The 16,474-nt window shown below is 53.8% G+C and carries 15 protein-coding genes; 9 read left to right on the top strand and 6 right to left on the bottom strand.

Features of this window, described 5'->3' with window-relative positions; all coding sequences use genetic code 11:
- Window positions 1-17: 17 nt before the first annotated feature.
- The gene (gene cobO / locus ACT3T6_RS07650; RefSeq protein WP_193053828.1) at window positions 18-617 is read right to left on the bottom strand and encodes a cob(I)yrinic acid a,c-diamide adenosyltransferase; all 600 of its coding nucleotides are present in this window, start codon (window positions 615-617) and stop codon (window positions 18-20) included.
- A gap of 216 nt (window positions 618-833) precedes the next feature.
- On the opposite strand from cobO, the gene ACT3T6_RS07645 reads away from it, so the two are divergent.
- From ACT3T6_RS07645 to ACT3T6_RS07630, 4 genes are all read left to right on the top strand, one after another.
- A complete protein-coding gene (locus ACT3T6_RS07645; protein WP_172116287.1) occupies window positions 834-1,319 on the top strand; it encodes a YajQ family cyclic di-GMP-binding protein in 486 nt (161 codons plus the stop codon).
- 97 nt (window positions 1,320-1,416) lie between these two features.
- Complete coding sequence (gene pepN / locus ACT3T6_RS07640) at window positions 1,417-4,047, top strand: aminopeptidase N (protein WP_193053827.1); 2,631 nt, start codon at window positions 1,417-1,419, stop codon at window positions 4,045-4,047.
- 38 nt (window positions 4,048-4,085) lie between these two features.
- On the top strand, window positions 4,086-5,045 hold the full coding sequence (yegS, locus tag ACT3T6_RS07635; RefSeq protein WP_193053826.1) for a lipid kinase YegS: 960 nt from the start codon (window positions 4,086-4,088) through the stop codon (window positions 5,043-5,045).
- 43 nt (window positions 5,046-5,088) lie between these two features.
- A complete protein-coding gene (locus ACT3T6_RS07630; protein ID WP_193053825.1) occupies window positions 5,089-5,841 on the top strand; it encodes a hypothetical protein in 753 nt (250 codons plus the stop codon).
- Window positions 5,842-5,902: 61 nt separating this feature from the next.
- Here ACT3T6_RS07630 and ACT3T6_RS07625 read toward each other — a convergent pair whose 3' ends face one another.
- Entirely contained in the window at window positions 5,903-6,106 is a 204-nt protein-coding gene (locus tag ACT3T6_RS07625; RefSeq protein WP_018915713.1) for a cold-shock protein, read from the bottom strand.
- Window positions 6,107-6,241: 135 nt separating this feature from the next.
- Between ACT3T6_RS07625 and ACT3T6_RS07620 the strand changes: the two genes are divergently transcribed.
- Entirely contained in the window at window positions 6,242-6,898 is a 657-nt protein-coding gene (locus ACT3T6_RS07620) for a LysE family translocator (protein ID WP_193053824.1), read from the top strand.
- A 55-nt stretch (window positions 6,899-6,953) separates the two neighbouring features.
- Here ACT3T6_RS07620 and ACT3T6_RS07615 read toward each other — a convergent pair whose 3' ends face one another.
- Window positions 6,954-8,903 carry a transglycosylase SLT domain-containing protein gene (locus ACT3T6_RS07615; protein WP_193053823.1) on the bottom strand — a complete coding sequence of 650 codons (1,950 nt, stop codon included), beginning with the start codon at window positions 8,901-8,903 and terminating at the stop codon, window positions 6,954-6,956.
- 101 nt (window positions 8,904-9,004) lie between these two features.
- On the opposite strand from ACT3T6_RS07615, the gene ACT3T6_RS07610 reads away from it, so the two are divergent.
- The 4 genes from ACT3T6_RS07610 to sixA all read left to right on the top strand — a co-directional run bounded on the left by ACT3T6_RS07610 (window position 9,005) and on the right by sixA (window position 13,003).
- Window positions 9,005-9,352 (top strand): YkvA family protein, encoded by a 348-nt coding sequence (locus tag ACT3T6_RS07610; RefSeq protein WP_193053822.1) that lies wholly within the window; start codon window positions 9,005-9,007, stop codon window positions 9,350-9,352.
- A gap of 102 nt (window positions 9,353-9,454) precedes the next feature.
- Entirely contained in the window at window positions 9,455-11,359 is a 1,905-nt protein-coding gene (htpG, locus tag ACT3T6_RS07605; protein ID WP_193053821.1) for a molecular chaperone HtpG, read from the top strand.
- Between the two features lie 101 nt (window positions 11,360-11,460).
- Window positions 11,461-12,528 carry an NAD(P)H-dependent glycerol-3-phosphate dehydrogenase gene (locus tag ACT3T6_RS07600; protein ID WP_193053820.1) on the top strand — a complete coding sequence of 356 codons (1,068 nt, stop codon included), beginning with the start codon at window positions 11,461-11,463 and terminating at the stop codon, window positions 12,526-12,528.
- Entirely contained in the window at window positions 12,521-13,003 is a 483-nt protein-coding gene (gene sixA / locus ACT3T6_RS07595; protein ID WP_193053819.1) for a phosphohistidine phosphatase SixA, read from the top strand. The genes ACT3T6_RS07600 and sixA overlap by 8 nt, the downstream gene beginning before the upstream one ends.
- A 77-nt stretch (window positions 13,004-13,080) precedes the next feature.
- Here the strand turns inward: sixA and gatB are convergent, their stop codons facing one another.
- From gatB to gatC, 3 genes are all read right to left on the bottom strand, one after another.
- On the bottom strand, window positions 13,081-14,535 hold the full coding sequence (gene gatB, locus ACT3T6_RS07590) for an Asp-tRNA(Asn)/Glu-tRNA(Gln) amidotransferase subunit GatB (protein ID WP_172116296.1): 1,455 nt from the start codon (window positions 14,533-14,535) through the stop codon (window positions 13,081-13,083).
- Window positions 14,535-15,995, bottom strand: a complete 1,461-nt coding sequence (gene gatA / locus ACT3T6_RS07585) for an Asp-tRNA(Asn)/Glu-tRNA(Gln) amidotransferase subunit GatA (protein ID WP_193053818.1) — start codon at window positions 15,993-15,995, stop codon at window positions 14,535-14,537. The genes gatB and gatA overlap by 1 nt, the downstream gene beginning before the upstream one ends.
- Window positions 15,996-16,107: 112 nt before the next feature.
- Complete coding sequence (gene gatC, locus ACT3T6_RS07580; RefSeq protein WP_087109458.1) at window positions 16,108-16,395, bottom strand: Asp-tRNA(Asn)/Glu-tRNA(Gln) amidotransferase subunit GatC; 288 nt, start codon at window positions 16,393-16,395, stop codon at window positions 16,108-16,110.
- Window positions 16,396-16,474 lie beyond the last annotated feature (79 nt).

Below are 16,474 nucleotides of genomic sequence, written 5' to 3'. Positions count from 1 at the left end.
TTTTTGGTAAATATTGATTAAAAATCAATGCCGCGACGTGCCTGTAGGCCATTATTAAAGGCGTGGCGAACTTCCTGCATTTCGGTGACGGTATCCGCCATGGCTATCAGTTCACGGTGCGCATTACGCCCCGTAATAATTACCGTCTGCTCGCTGGGGCGATTTTCAAGCGCCGCTTTAACGGTGGCGATATCCAGGTAGCCAAACTTGAGCATGTAGGTAATTTCATCCAGCACGATCAGGTAAGTGTTTGGGTCAGCCAGCATGCGCTCAGCCTCTTTCCAAACGGCCAGGCAGGCTTGAGTGTCGGCCTCACGGTTTTGGGTGTCCCAGGTAAAGCCCGTCGCCATAATTGCTATGTCAAGATTAGGGTCATCTTCCAAACGGTTGCGTTCGCCACACTCCCATAAGCCTTTAATAAACTGAATAACCCCCACGTGATAGCCATAGCCCAACGCACGGGTGACGGTGCCCCAGGCGGCCGTGGTCTTGCCTTTACCATTCCCGGTATTCACCAGCAGCAGTCCGCGTTGTTCTGTGGCGCTGGCTACTTTTTCATCCACGCGGGCTTTGAGTTTTTCCATCGACGCTTTATGGCGTGTATCGCGGTCTTTCACCGTCACTTTCCTCTTAAAAGGCTGCATGAAGATTTCTAGCCTACGCCATATAGAGCTTGCAATGCCGTGATGATGGCTTAAATGTGAATAAAATTTATACAGTTGTTAAGCTTTTCCGAAGGAATCGAGGTTTTTGTGGCTAATCAATAACAGAATTGGCCGATAGGCAGCTTACTGCTCTAAAATAACCCTTCATAACTTGCCAGGAAAAATGCCATGCCCTCTTTTGATATTGTGTCGGAATTTGATCAGCACGAAGCGTCTAACGCCGTTGACCAGGCGAATCGTGAAGTGCAGTCGCGTTTTGATTTTAAAGGCGTTGACGCAAGCTTCGCCCTTGAAGGCGAAAAAGTGCAGTTAGAGGCCCAGGTCGATTTTCAACTCAAACAGATGCTGGATGTACTGCGCGGTCGGTTAATTGCCAGAGGCATTGATGCGCGCTGCATGGATGTTCAAGACCCCGAGCTTTCCGGGGTGAAGGCGCGTCAGGAAGTCGTTTTGAAGCAGGGGCTTGATGCGGCAGAAGCCAAGGATGTGGTAAAGCGTATCAAGGCGAGTAAGCTTAAAGTCCAAGCGCAAATTCAAGGTGAAAAAGTTCGCGTGACCGGGAAAAAACGTGACGACTTACAAGGCGTCATGGCGCTTTTACGGGGTGAAGAGGGGCCTGAACTACCTCTGCAGTTTGATAATTTCCGCGATTAAGCCTTATCACGTGTAGGGCGGTGTCTATGCGCTGCCCCATTTTTTGCCACTCTTTTGTCTACTCGCAACCATCGTTTATTACAGGAGCTAACGCACTATGTCTGATCCGCAGCCGGTTTATTTAAGCGACTATCAGCCGCCCGCCTACCAGGTCACCCATACCGAGCTGACGTTTGATCTTGACCCTGCTGCCACCCGTGTAAAAGCACGATTGTTGATTGAACGTAACGAAAACGTAGACGCCCAAACGCCCTTGGTGCTGAATGGCGAGCAGTTGTCGCTGATCTCGTTGGCCATTGATGGCACACCGCTAGCGGAAGCGGATTACCAGTTGGATGAGGGCAGCCTGCGTATTATGCAGGTGCCGGCAGCGTTCAGCCTTGAAAGTGAGGTAGAAATTGCGCCTGGTGCTAACACTGCTCTGGAAGGGCTTTACCAGTCGAGTGGTATGTACTGTACCCAGTGTGAAGCGGAAGGTTTTCGGCGCATTACGTTCTACCCAGACCGCCCGGATGTGATGGCCACCTTCACCGTCACGGTCATTGGTGATCAAAACAACGAACCCGTTTTGCTGGCCAACGGCAACCCCGTGGACAGCGGTATATTGGAAAACGGTCGCCATTTCGTGAAATGGGAAGATCCGCATCCTAAACCGTGCTACCTGTTTGCGTTGGTAGCGGGTGATTTACACAAGGTTGAAGACCACTTTTCTACCATGAGCGGCCGTGATGTCACGCTGCAAATTTGGGTAGAAGAGGAAAATCTGGATAAAACCGAACACGCCATGGCTTCGCTCAAACGTTCCATGGCGTGGGATGAACAGACCTATGGCCGCGAATATGACCTTGATCTGTTTATGATCGTGGCCGTTAACGATTTCAATATGGGAGCGATGGAGAACAAGGGGCTGAATATTTTCAACTCTGCCGCTGTACTGACGCATCCCAATACCGCCACCGATGCCACGTTTCAAAACGTGGAAGGCATTGTGGCCCACGAATATTTTCATAACTGGTCCGGCAATCGAGTGACCTGTCGTGACTGGTTCCAGCTATCGCTGAAAGAAGGCTTTACCGTTTTTAGGGACCAGTGTTTTTCCGCTGATACCAACTCGGCGCCGGTTAAGCGTATTCAAGATGTGTCTTTTTTCCGTACGGCGCAGTTTGCAGAAGATGCAGGCCCCACTGCGCATCCTGTGCGCCCCGACCACTACATTGAAATCACCAATTTCTACACCCTGACTATTTATGAAAAGGGTGCAGAAGTAGTGCGTATGCTGTGTAACCTGGTGGGGTGGGAAAATTTCCGCCAAGGGGCCGATGCCTACTTTGAGCGCTTTGATGGTCAGGCGGTCACCATTGAAGACTTTGTTGGCTGTATGGAAGAGGCGTCGGGCCAAACGCTTGATCAATTTATGCGCTGGTACGCGCAGGCAGGTACGCCAGAGATTGATGTCCACGGTGAATACGACTATGTACATAGTGAATACAGGCTAACGCTTCGGCAGCGCACGCCTGCCACGCCCGGCCAAACCGAGAAGCAGCCGCTGCATATCCCTGTGCGGATGGGGCTGGTGGGAACCAAATCTGGTCAGGACTTAACGCTGACCATGGCCGGGGAAGTGCTGGGCAAGGATGCGGTGATCCATTTACGCGATAACGAGCAGACCTTTGTCTTTACCGATGTCGCCGAGGCGCCAGTACCGTCACTGCTGCGTGACTTCTCGGCGCCAGTGAAGCTACATTTCCCCTATTCACGTGAAGAACTGGCATTTTTGCTCACCCATGATAGTGATGGTTTTAACCGCTGGGATGCCGGTCAGCGCTTGGCCATGCTGGCGTTGGACGATCTGATCGCGGCGCATCGTAATGGCGTTGAAAAAGTCATGGATGGCCGCGTTACGGAAGCCTTTAGAGCGCTGCTGACAAGCTCCACGTCTGACAAGGCGGTGCTGGCCGAGATGCTAACCCTGCCTTCTGAAGCCTACATTGCCGAGCAGCAGCCGATCGTCGATGTCGATGCGATTCACGCGGCGCGTGAGTTTGTGCGCCAATCATTGGCGTTAGCACTTCGCGATGAATTTGTGGCCACGTTTGAAGCCAATCGCTCGGAGGAGGCTTACGCGCCAACGCCTGAGCAAATCGCCCAGCGTAGTCTTAAAAACATAGCGCTTAGCTATTTGATGTCGATTGAGGATGAGCAGGCGATTGCATTTTGTCAGGCCCAGTTTGCCGCTGACCACAATATGACCGATGTGAGCCATGCGCTAACGCTGCTTGTGCATAGCGAACGTGATGACGTGTCGTCACCCGCTTTAAAAGCGTTTGGTGAAAAATGGGCGCATGATTCGCTGGTTATGGATCAGTGGTTTACGATTCAGGTGACGCGGCCTCAGCCTGATGTGCTGGAGCGTGTCGAGTTCTTGATGCAGCATCCGGCATTTTCAATCAAGAACCCAAACAAAGTACGTGCGCTAGTGGGTGCTTTTACGCAAAATCGGGTTAATTTCCATCGCCTGGATGGTAAGGGTTACGCGCTGCTTGCCGATGTGGTGATTGAGCTTAATCGACTAAACCCGGAAATTGCCGCGCGATTGGTTACCCCGCTAACACGCTGGCAGCGTTTTGACGAAGCGCGCCAGGCCTTAATGCATGCGCAGTTGGAACGTATCAAAAAAGAGCCGCTATCTTCGAACGTATATGAAGTAGTTGAAAAAGCGCTGGCGTAAGCACTCCCAGCGTTCCAACCATGAAAGGGAAGCCATTGGTGAACGACTCACAACCGCATTTTTTACTGATTATAAATGGTAAATCAGCCGGGAACCCGGCACTGCGTGAAGCCGTTGAAGAGCAGCGTGAGGCAGGGATGCCGATTACCGTGCGCTCAACATGGGAGGGCGGTGACGCCGCTCTCTTTGCCGAGCAGGCATGTGATATGGGCATCACCCATGTCATCGCCTGCGGCGGCGATGGCACTGTTAACGAAGTGGTTAACGGGCTAATGCGTGTCGCTCATGATAAGCGTCCCGCTTTGGGCGTTGTGCCGCTGGGCAGTGCCAACGACTTTGCCACCTCCACGGGGTTACCGTTGGAGCCAAGCCCTGCGCTGGCACAGGCAAGGACACTAAGCGCATACCCCGTTGATGTCGTACGAGTAACGGCTGAGGCTAATAATAAAACCGTCGTTCAGTACTACGTCAACATGACCACGGGCGGATTTGGGGCGGAAATTACCTCTTCAACACCGAAGACGCTGAAACGCTTGTTAGGCGGAGGTGCATACTCCTTAATGGGGGCGCTTAAAGCCTGGCGGCATCGCAGCTATCGTGGCACGCTTCACTGGGGCGATAAAGAGCAGGATGTCTCGCTGCTGTTATTGGCGTTAGGTAATGGCCGGCAATCAGGCGGCGGACAGGTGCTCGCCCCACGTGCCAAGCTTGATGATGGCCGCTTGGATGTTCTTCTGGTGAAGGATTTTAGCTCCGTAACGGAACTGCCGACGCTGATTAGCGAGCTTCAGAGCTTTCCCTCTGATGGGCAGTATGTACGCTATTTCACAGCGACTGAGCTGACGGTCACAACTCAGAAAGATGATCCTGCTTGGCCCTTAACGCTGGACGGCGAAATGTGTCAGTATGATCGTTTTTGCGTTGAAGTGGTGCCGTTGGCGCTGCACGTTTTATTGCCTGAGGGTTGCTCGTTACTGTCAGCAAATGACCGACACTGATCGTAGGCTGTCTTTAAAAGCGTTATTTAAGAAGGGGAATCTAATGGTAAACCGTTTATGGATACCGGTTGTTGCCACCTTGGCACTATTGCTAAGCGCATGTGGTGACTCTCAAGAAGAGACTGATGTGACACCGGATGAGCCTTCATCGGTTTCTGATGAAGACGTTGTACAAGAGGAAGAAGCGCCGGCCGCCGCTGAAAATGCCGCGGATATGCCAAGTCCTGCGGAGGTAGAGGATGACGTTGAGGCGCGCCAGGCCGCTGAAGAGCTAGAGCAGGCCGAGGCGCTGCGTGATGATATGCAAGATGATGCGGTCAACGCTGACGAGCCCGAGGCCCAAGAGGTAACGGCAGGCGAAGACACTCTGGCGGCGGACCCTGATGAGATACTGCAAGAGGGTGGCGCATTGCCAGGAGAGGCAACGCGCTCCGACGTCGATCAAATGATTGAAGAGACTGAACAGCGTTTTCAGGAAGCCCAACGGCGCCTAAATGAGCAGTTTGAAGAAGCAGAGCAACAAGCCGAAGAGTACGATGCTATTGAGCAAGAAGCATTGTCCAATGAGTGGGAAACACAGAGCAGCCTACCCGAAAGCTCGCGCTTGGAAGATAACCGGGAAGCTACCGATGTTGATGCATTGATTGAGGATACCGAACGCCGCTTTGAGGAAGCCCAAAAGCGACTTGAAGAGCAGTTTCAGGAAATCGAGCGTGAACATAATGGCAGTAGTAGCCGTGGGGTTATTCTGAATGAAGACGCAGACAGCGATAATACTAACGCTACTCATCAATAAGGCGCGTTGAGCAGGCAATAAAAAGGCCCGCCTTGGCGGGCCTCGCTACATTCGGCCATGATTAAGCAAGGCGAATGTTAGAAGCCTGAAGGCCCTTTTTACCCTGCGTTACCTCAAAGCTGACTTTTTGACCATCTTGCAGGGTCTTGAAGCCTTCCGCTTGAATTTCGGAGAAGTGCGCAAACAGGTCGTCACTGCCATCATCCGGTGAGATGAAGCCGTAACCTTTCGTATCGTTGAACCACTTGACGGTGCCAGTTGCCATTAGTCGTTTCCTTAACGTGCCTATAATGATCAAGCGAACCTGCATAGGATTCGCCCGCCAAAATCAATGTAGATGCAAAAAAATGGGTCGTCCAGTAACAATCTAATGTTTCTTAACTTTTGTTGAGCCGCGTATATGTTGTCAATACAGCTTGTAGATTCTCAGTTTGTGGCCTTTTTGGTCGCTATTACGCTGTTGTCGATTACGCCTGGCGTGGATACCTTGCTGGTTATCCGTAACACTGCCCGAGGCGGGACTCGGGACGGCATTGCCACCAGCTTAGCGATCTGCTGCGGTCTGTTTGTACACGCGACCATCTCGGCATTAGGTATTTCACTGATTCTGCTCCAGTCGGCCTGGGCATTTCATCTATTAAAGTTGGTCGGGGCGGGGTATCTGGTATGGCTAGGGGTCACCAGTTTGTTAGCTGCAAGGCGTGGCCAGCCATTACCGGTCAAAGGGGTGATCGGTGCTGCTTCTCCTGTTCCGCTTTGGCAGCCCATTAAGGAAGGCTTGCTGTCCAATGTATTGAATCCAAAAACGATTATTTTTTATATGGCTTTTTTGCCTCAGTTTATTGCGCCGGGTGATCCGGCGTTGGTCAAGTCCCTGTGGCTAGCAGGTGTCCACTTTATCATTGCCAATATCTGGCAAATCAGCGTGGTATTCATGGTGGGAGGCGCCAGCAAGTGGCTCGCCAGCGTGCGCTTTGCGCAGGCGTTAAATGCCGCGACTGGCGCGGTGCTGGTCGCGTTTGGGCTCCGTTTGGCGATGGAGCAGCGCCCAGTATAACTGGGCGCTTGGTGAGTAAACTGACCAGGCAGTAAGCGCGATTACCTTTGTACGCTTATTGACGAGCCAGCAAAGCGCGGTCGTAACGTACCTGTTGTTCACTATCACTTAACAGTGAAACACCTTCGCTGTTACCACCGTTGGCCAAACTTTCAAAAATTACCCGATAGCTAAGCACCGCCTGCACATAATCGCGTGTTTCTTTAAAGGGAATGCTTTCCACAAACAGATCAAATGACTCCATGCCGCTTCCCAGCCACTGATCAACACGCCCAGGGCCAGCATTATAGGCGGCAGCGGCGGCAAGTCGGTTACCCTGATAGCGGTTAAGCTTGTTGCGCAGATAAGTGCTGCCCAGGCGAATATTAAGTTCAGGGTCAAGAATGCCGTAAGGCCCTGGGTCACTAATACCCAATTGGCGACTTACCAGGCTTGCCGTGCCGGGCATTAACTGCATCAAACCGCGGGCGCCTGCTGGAGAGAGCGCTACCGGGTTATAGGCACTTTCACGACGGGTAATCGCCATTAGCATATACGGGTCTACACCGGTTTGGTGGCCCCAGTGCATAAAGCTCTCCCGGTAAGCCTCGGGGAAGCGCCAATCAAGCGCATCCCACATGCTGCCAGCAATCGTGGTCTGTACCAGGCGTGCATGCCACTGTTGATGGGCTGCATAATCGGCCAGGGCGCGCGCCTGCTGGGGCGTGCCGTTTTTCACCGCATACAGCCATTCGCTATTGGCAAGGCCGTCTTCGCCAATGCGTAGCAGCGCTTCGGTACGCTGGACCACGGGGAGGCGTGCAGTGCGTTCGCGTGAAGTCTCATCAAAATGATTGCGCTCAAGATTGAGCTGGTAAGGCTGGCCAAGTTGTTCAGCGGCCGCAAACCCATAAAAGCTGCGGTCGGTCGCCGCCTGACGGTAGCGAGCGGTGGCTGCCTCCTGGCTGCCCAGCTGTTCATTGGCACGCCCCAGCCAGTACTGCCAGCGGCTGTTTTCTTGTTGGCTGGTGGGCATTTCCGCAATCCAGTGAATCACCTCCTGCCACTGCCGGTCTGCCAATGCACGACGTACGCGTAGCTCAAGCACGCGCTCGCTATCCAACGAGGGAAGAACGTCATCTACCCAGCCTAAGGCGCCGGGTACATTGCGTACCAGTGCATAGAAAGCCAACTCTTCTTCAATGGTTTGCTGATCACTGGGTAGAAGGTTCAAGTTGGGCGCGATGGTTTGCCAGCTACTCAATGCGGCCGGGGTATCTTCACGGGTGAACCGCTGCATCGCGGCTTTGTAGAAACTGGCGGTTGCCGCGCATTCAGGGCCAAGGCAGGCGGGCGCTGAGGTGACCGCGCGGGTATTGGTATTCACTTGGTCGGCGGTTTCAATAGCGGTGTGCCACTGGCCACTGAGCAGCCCGTCTAAATAGTCTGAGAGACGATCTTCACCGGCTTGCCAAGCGAGCATTCTTCGCTCCCAGATAGCCTTTGAATCAATCGTGCCGTTAGCCCGCAGGCGGTCAAACAGGGGGTCACACGCATCGGGCTGAGAGCTTCCTTCAAGCCAAAGTGCAAGGCCTGCCTCTGCGGCCTGCTGGGGCTGTGAATCCAGTATGGCTGTATAGTAATAACACTGGCGAGCGGTGCCTGCAGGTTCGCCATCGGCAACGGCCAGCAAATCGCTATAACGCCCCGCGTGGCCATACTGGGCAATGGCCTGGCCGCGTAGCCACTCAGAAAGCGGAGAGTCGTTATGCTGGTCAATAAAGCGTTGTACTTGGGCCGTCGAGACGTTGGGTAGTTGATTGCGTAATCGGTGGTAGTCGACATAGCCGCTCAGCACATGGCCTTCAATAGCGCGCTCGTCGATGTGGTTCCACTGTTGTTGACGAGCGGCTTCTAACGCATCGCGCATAGCGGTATCAGAAGCAGCCCATGAGGCAGTGGGTAAGCCCACCAGGATTGCCGCGCATAAAGTGCGAAAAGGGGATCTGAATGGCGATGCCTGCATAATTTTCTCTCTTTCTCGCTAACGGATTGGCAACCGCTAATAGTGAACGAAATGGTCAAATAGTGTTCAGACAATCGTGACACTTGGAGGATTCAATTACGATGGCTCGATTATCCACGTTGTGGCTATTTCGTCGACTTAAATCCCGCCTCTGGGCTGTAAAACGTATCGGACGCGCACTGAAACTGTTTGTGCCCATGACGTCTGATGTCCTGAGCGGTCGCTTTCGGCCTGTGCCCTGGGCTGCCTTTGGCATGATGACGCTGGCGCTTGCCTACCTTGCAATGCCGTTCGATTTAATTCCGGACTTTCTCGTTTTCATAGGTCTGATTGACGATGTCATTATCGTTGGCTGGCTTCTCAACCGTATTGACCAGCGCTTGGCAGATTACCGCGCCTGGAAGTACGGCGATATTGATATCACTACTTCTCAACACTCACCTTCTTGAAATCGCTCTGCTTATCCCCATATCCAACTCACACATTTTTTCGTTCCTGTCTCATTGGGAGGCAGGAACTCTAAACAAACGTGATTGATGAGGGCTAGGCGAATGTCAACAGCGACCCACGAAGAAACGTTAGGCTTTCAAACAGAAGTTAAGCAGCTTCTCAACCTGATGATTCACTCCCTGTATTCCAACCGGGAGATTTTCCTGCGTGAGCTTATCTCTAACGCCGCGGATGCCTGTGACAAACTGCGCTACGCGGCGCTAGATAACGATGCGCTGTACGAAGGCGACAGCGAGCTTCGAGTAGAAATTGAGCACGATAAAGAAGCCAATACCATTACGTTGCGCGACAACGGTATTGGTATGAACCGCGAAGACGTTATCGCTAATCTGGGCACCATCGCCCGCTCAGGCACCGCTGAGTTTTTAAAGCAGATGTCAGGCGAGCAGCAAAAAGATGCCAAGTTGATCGGCCAGTTCGGTGTAGGTTTCTACTCAGGCTTTATTGTGGCTGACGAAGTGGCAGTGCGTACCCGCAAAGCCGGGACGGCCGCCTCTGAAGGCGTTGAGTGGCGCTCTAAAGGCGAAGGTGAGTTTACCGTCGCTGATATTGAGCGCGAGCTTCACGGCACCGAAATTACGCTTTATCTGAAAGAAGACGCTAAAGAGTTTGCTGACGATTACCGCCTTCAAAACCTGGTGCGCAAGTACTCTGATCATATTGAAGTGCCCGTGCGCATGCCCAAGACCGAAACGGTCAAGGATGATGAAGGCAACGACATCGAAGGTAGCGAAGTCACCACGTGGGAAACCGTTAACGAAGCCACTGCACTCTGGGCGCGCCCCAAGAGCGATGTTTCTGATGACGAGTACAAGGCGTTTTATAAGCACGTTGCCCATGACTTTAGCGACCCGCTTGCCTGGAGCCACAACAAGGTAGAGGGCAAGCTTGAGTACACTAGTTTGCTCTACGTGCCGGGCCGGGCGCCTTTTGATATGTATGAGCGCGATGGCGCTCGCGGCGTTAAGCTTTATGTGCAGCGCGTATTTATCATGGATGACGCTGAACAGTTCCTGCCGCTCTACCTGCGCTTTATCAAAGGCGTATTGGATACGCGCGATTTGTCGCTCAACGTTTCCCGCGAACTTTTGCAGCAGGACCCGCAGGTCGACAAGATCAAAGGGGCGCTGACCAAGCGTGCGCTGGATATGCTTAAAAAGCTTTCCAAGGACAGCGAAGAGTACCAAACCTTCTGGAACACCTTCGGCAGCGTGCTGAAGGAAGGCCCAGGCGAAGATTTTGCTAACCGCGAAAAAGTTGCTGGTCTTTTACGCTTTGCGTCCACGCACAGCGACACCGCTACCCAGGATCAATCGCTTGCCGACTACGTCGAGCGCATGAAAGAAGGCCAGCAGAAGATCTACTACGTGGTAGCAGATAGCTTCAATGCGGCGAAAAACAGCCCGCACCTGGAGATCTTCCGTAAGAAAGGTATCGAAGTTCTGCTGCTGTCTGACCGTATTGATGAGTGGCTGATGAGCCATCTGACCGAGTTTGACGGTAAATCCTTTGCGGATGTTGCCAAAGGCGAGCTGGACCTTGGTGATGTCGAAGACGAAGCCGAGAAAAAGGCTCAGGAAGAGACAGCCAAGGCGAAAGAAGACTTGCTGAAGCGCGTTAAAGAAGCGCTTAGCGATGGTGTACAGGACGTCAAGGTTACCCATCGTTTGACCGACTCACCGGCCTGCGTCGTGCTGCCTGAGCATGAAATGGGCTTTCAAATGCGCCGCATTATGGAAGCCGCCGGGCAAAAAATGCCGGACGTTAAGCCCATTTTAGAGCTCAATCCGGAGCACCCGCTGGTAACACGCCTGGAAGGAGCAGAAGGCGAGATCTTCACACAGCTGGCGCACATCCTGCTTGACCAGGCGATTATCGCCGAAGGTGGTCATCTGGACGACCCAGCCGCTTATGTGAAGCGTCTAAACAGCGTACTGACCGCTTAATCGTCGTTGCTACTTTTCACGGCCCGTTTGGATTCCCAAGCGGGCCGTTTGTTTTGATAAAGTAGCTGTTACTTTTCGCGTGATTTTTTCAGGACATCCTTATGGCTGAGCAGCAAATCAAGGTCGCGGTGCTGGGAGGTGGCAGTTTCGGTACGGCGCTTGCCAGCATCGCGGCGGATAACGGTGCCCATGTGCGTCAATGGATGCGAGACGAAGCGCTGGTCGCACAAATTAATCAAGAGCACCGTAACGGTCGCTACTTGCCTCACTATGCGATGAATCCTGCCGTTCAAGCCTCAACGGACCTGCACACGGTGCTGGACGATGCCGAGCTTGTGCTTATCGCCATTCCCTCAAAGGCGTTTCGAAGCGTGGTGCAGGCCGCGAAACCTTGGCTAAAGGCAAGACAAATTCTGGTCAGTACCACCAAAGGTATTGAGTCGGATAGCTTTCTGCTGATGAGTCAGGTGTTAGCGGATGAAACCGGCTTTTCCCATATTGGCGTCATCGCAGGCCCCAACCTTGCCTCAGAAATAGCCGATAAGCAGCTAACGGCGACAGTGATTGCCAGTGCCGATGCGCTAACGCGCACCCGTGTGCAGCAAGCATTGGGCTGCCGCTACTTTCGTGTTTATGCCAGCAATGATCGCCACGGGGTGGAATTGGGCGGTGCACTTAAGAATATTTATGCCATTGCGGCGGGCATGGCCGCTGCGTTGGGTATGGGGGAAAATACCCGCAGCATGCTAATGACTCGGGCGCTGGCTGAAATGAGCCGCTTTGCCGTGGCCCAGGGGGCTAACCCCATGACATTCCTTGGCCTTGCCGGGGTGGGCGACTTGATTGTGACCTGTTCGTCGAACCTGTCGCGTAATTATCGCGTGGGGTATGCCATGGGCGAGGGGCGCAGCCTTGAAGAGGCTGTTTCCGCGCTTGGCCAAGTGGCTGAAGGCGTCAATACGGTTAAGCTGGTGTGTGCCAAGGCGCAGGAAATGGGTGTATATATGCCGCTTGCCGAAGGCCTCTCCCATGTTCTCTTCGGCGGTGTGCCTGCCCAGGAGATGGCGCGTACGCTGATGATGGGCGAGCAGAGCAGTGATGTAGAATTTATTCTGCCCCGTGAGGCAGTTCAGCAGGCCCATTTGGATAATCGAGGCTGGCATGAGTAGCTTATTCATTATGCGCCACGGAGAAGCAGCGCCCGGCTTTCTGGATAGCAAACGGCTGCTCACCCCGCAGGGGGAGCACGAAGCCGCCATGATGGCGCAATGGCTGGCTGCACGCTTGGCAAAAGGGGAGCTTTTCGTACCGGTTCTCTATGCAAGCCCCTATGCGCGTGCGCAACAAACGGCACGTATTGTCGCTGAGGCATTAGGCTGTTCGCTAAGCACGCTGGACTTTATAACCCCAGAGGATGACCCGGCCAAGGTAAGCGAATGGTTGTTAACACAGCCAGACAGCGCGCCGATAATGCTGGTCAGCCATATGCCGCTGGTGGGTAATCTGACGGAACTGCTGGTGGAGGGCAGGCCGGGCCAGGGGCTGGGGTTCGACACCGCGGGCATTGCGGAGTTAGAGGCAGATGTATGGGCAGCAGGCTGCGCTCAGTTAGCGCGTTATATGTCGCCAGGTCAGTTGGCTTGAAAGAACCGTTTTAAGGTAATAAAAACGGCGGCCCCAAGGCCGCCGTTCGCGTTGCTGTACGAGCCAAACGTTGATGCTTACAGCAGCGCGTCGAGCTTCTCTTTTAACACGCCGTTAACCTGCTGGGGGTTAGCCGTGCCGCGCGAGGCTTTCATTACCTGACCCACAAAGTAGCCAATCATCTTGCCGCGTTTTTCAGGTTCTGCGTCGCGATACTGCGCGACCTGAGCCGGGCTTTCAGAGATCACCTGGTCGATCATGGCTTCAATCGCGCCGGTATCAGTGACCTGTTTAAGCCCTTTGGCTTCGATGATGGCGTCGGCACTTTCGCCCTGGCCATTCCAGAGCGCCTGGAAGACCTGCTTGGCGGCTTTGCCGTTGATCGTATCGTCAATCACTCGGCTAAGTAGCTCGCCCAGCTGGCGCGCCGATATGGGGCTGCTGTTGATGGCGAGGTTCTCACGGTTAAGCGCCCCGGAAAGCTCGCCCTGTACCCAGTTTGCGGCCTGCTTGGCATCACCGCAACCTTGGTGAACCTCCTCAAAGAACTCGGCCATTTCACGGCTGGCAGATAGCACCGCGGCGTCATAAGCAGAAAGGCCTAGCTCACTCTTGAAGCGCTCACGCTTGTCGGCGGGCAGTTCAGGCAGTTGGCTGCGTAAGTGGTCCAGGTAAGCGTTATCAAGTACGACGGGCAGTAGGTCGGGGCAGGGGAAGTAGCGGTAGTCGTTGGCTTCCTCTTTGGTCCGCATGCTGCGGGTTTCATCGCGCTCAGGATCAAACAGGCGCGTCTCTTGAACGACAGTACCACCGTCTTCGATGAGCTCAATCTGGCGCTCTACTTCAAACGCAATCGCCCGCTCGACAAAGCGGAACGAGTTAACGTTTTTGATCTCTGCCCGGGTGCCAAAGGCTTCCTGGCCTTTCGGGCGCACAGACACGTTCACATCGCAGCGCATTGAGCCTTCGGCCATATTGCCGTCGGAAATGCCCAGATACGTAACGATGGAGTGGATCGCTTTAAGATACGCGGCGGCTTCTTTGGCGCTGCGCATATCCGGCTCGGAAACGATCTCTAGCAGCGGAGTGCCTGCACGGTTTAAATCGATGCCGGTCATGCCTAAAAAGTCTTCGTGCAGCGACTTTCCAGCGTCTTCTTCCAGGTGCGCATGGTGAATGCGAATACGCTTGGTAGTATCGTCATCCAGGGTAATTTCCACGTCCCCAGGACCCACTATGGGCTGATACATCTGGCTGGTTTGATAGCCTTTGGGTAGGTCCGCGTAGAAGTAGTTTTTGCGATCAAATACCGATACTTCAGCAATATCCGCATGGACCGCTAGACCAAACTGAACGGCCATGGCCACGGCCTGCTCGTTGAGAACAGGCAGCGTTCCTGGAAGGCCCAAATCAACCGCGCATGCTTGGGTATTTGGCTCAGCGCCAAACGCGGTAGAAGCACCAGAGAAAATCTTGGAGCGAGTCGCGAGCTGTACGTGGACTTCCAGCCCAATTACGGTTTCCCATTGCATTAGGCGTGCTCCTCGGCAATAGCAGGAAGTTGAAGGTGCCAGTCGGTCGCTTGCTGATACTGGTGCGCCACATTTAAAAGCTGCGCTTCAGCAAAGTGCGTACCCAGAATCTGTAAGCCTACTGGGCGGCCGCCGGCAAAGCCTGCGGGTACGCTGATGCCGGGGATGCCCGCCAGGTTCACGGCAATCGTATAAATATCCTGCAGATACATCGAGACCGGATCTTTTTTGGCACCCAGGTCAAAGGCCGGCGTCGGCGAGGCCGGCCCCATCAAGACGTCAACATCTTCAAACGCGTCTAAAAAGTCCTGGCGAATCAAGCGGCGAACTTTCTGCGCTTTGGTGTAGTAGGCGTCAAAAAAGCCTTCAGAAAGAGTATGCGTACCAATCAGAATGCGTCGTTTGACCTCTTCACCGAAGCCTTCGGCACGGCTGCGCATGTAAAGATCGACTAAATCGACCGGCTCATTGCAGCGGTATCCAAAGCGCACGCCGTCATAGCGCGACAGGTTGGAGGAAGCTTCCGCAGGGGCGATGACGTAGTAGGCCGGAATCGCATAGTGAGTATGCGGAAGGCTCACTTCGCGTACCGTCGCACCCAGCGACTCATACACGCTTACCGCGTCACGCACGGCTTTTTCGACCTCGGGGTCTAGTCCGTCACCAAAATACTCTTTCGGTAGGCCGATTTTTAGGCCTGAAAGCGGTGCATTGAGGGTTTCGGTATAGTCAGGCACACCGCGGGCGACGCTGGTGGAGTCGCGTACGTCGTGACCCGCAATCACGTTCATCAAATGCGCGCAGTCGGAAGCCGAGCGGGCCATGGGGCCTGCCTGGTCCAGGCTGGATGCGTAGGCAATGATGCCGTAGCGCGAAACGCGCCCGTAAGTGGGCTTCAACCCCGTAATGCCGCAAAAAGCCGCCGGCTGGCGAATAGAGCCGCCGGTATCGGTACCCATGGCCGCAGGCACAAGGCCGGCAGCGACTGCAGCAGCGCTTCCGCCGGAACTGCCGCCGGGAACAGCGGTTGAATCCCAAGGGTTTTTAACCGCACCGTAGTAGCTATTCTCATTGGAGGAGCCCATGGCGAACTCATCCATATTGGTTTTACCCAGGCTGATGGTGCCGGCCGCATTAAGCTTCTCTACGACGGTGGCATCATACGGCGCGATGAAGTTATCCAGCATTTTGGAGCCACAGCTGGTTTTTACATCGCGTGTACAAAAAATATCTTTTAACGCCAAAGGAATGCCGGTAAGCAGCCCGGCATTACCCGCTGCGCGTGCTTTATCGGCCGCTTCGGCCTGATTAAGCGCCTGTTCAGCGGTCACGGTAATAAAGCTGTTGATCTTGCTATCAGCTTTTTCAATTTTTTGTAAATAGTGCGAGGTTAACTCGCGGCTGGAAAACTCACCACTTTTTAAGGCGGCAGCGAGTTGCGTTAACGTTTTATCAAGCATGACCCGAAAGCTCCGTTCGAGAACGTATGAAAAGTGTGGAAACCGTCGTTAAAACTGTCTTTAAAACCGTCATTAAAACTGTCGTTAAAACAGCCTTAAAAACACGGCTTTCTTACTCAACGACACGGGGGACCAGATATAGGCCGTTTTCCACTGCCGGAGCACAACGCTGAAAGGTGTCGCGCTGGTTGGTTTCGGTTACTTCGTCCGCACGCAGGCGCTGGGTGGCGTCCAATGGGTGTGAAAGCGGAGAAACTCCCTCTGTATCAATGCTTTGTAATTGGTCGACCATGTCCAGAATGCGGCTTAGATCGTCTACAAAGCCAATAGCCTGGTCATCGCTGACGGCGAGTCGGGCCAGATGCGCAGCCCGGCGCACATGAGATTCTTCAAGCGCCATGATCGAAAATTCCTCGCTAAAACGTGAGATGGAACATATTCCGCGTTATACGGTATACAATCAGTCATCGAAAAAAACG

Source organism: Halomonas sp. 72 (assembly GCF_052379785.1).
Lineage (GTDB): Bacteria > Pseudomonadota > Gammaproteobacteria > Pseudomonadales > Halomonadaceae > Vreelandella > Vreelandella citrativorans.
Note: the sequence above shows the minus strand (reverse complement) of the source record. Positions and strands in the feature narration are given on the sequence as shown.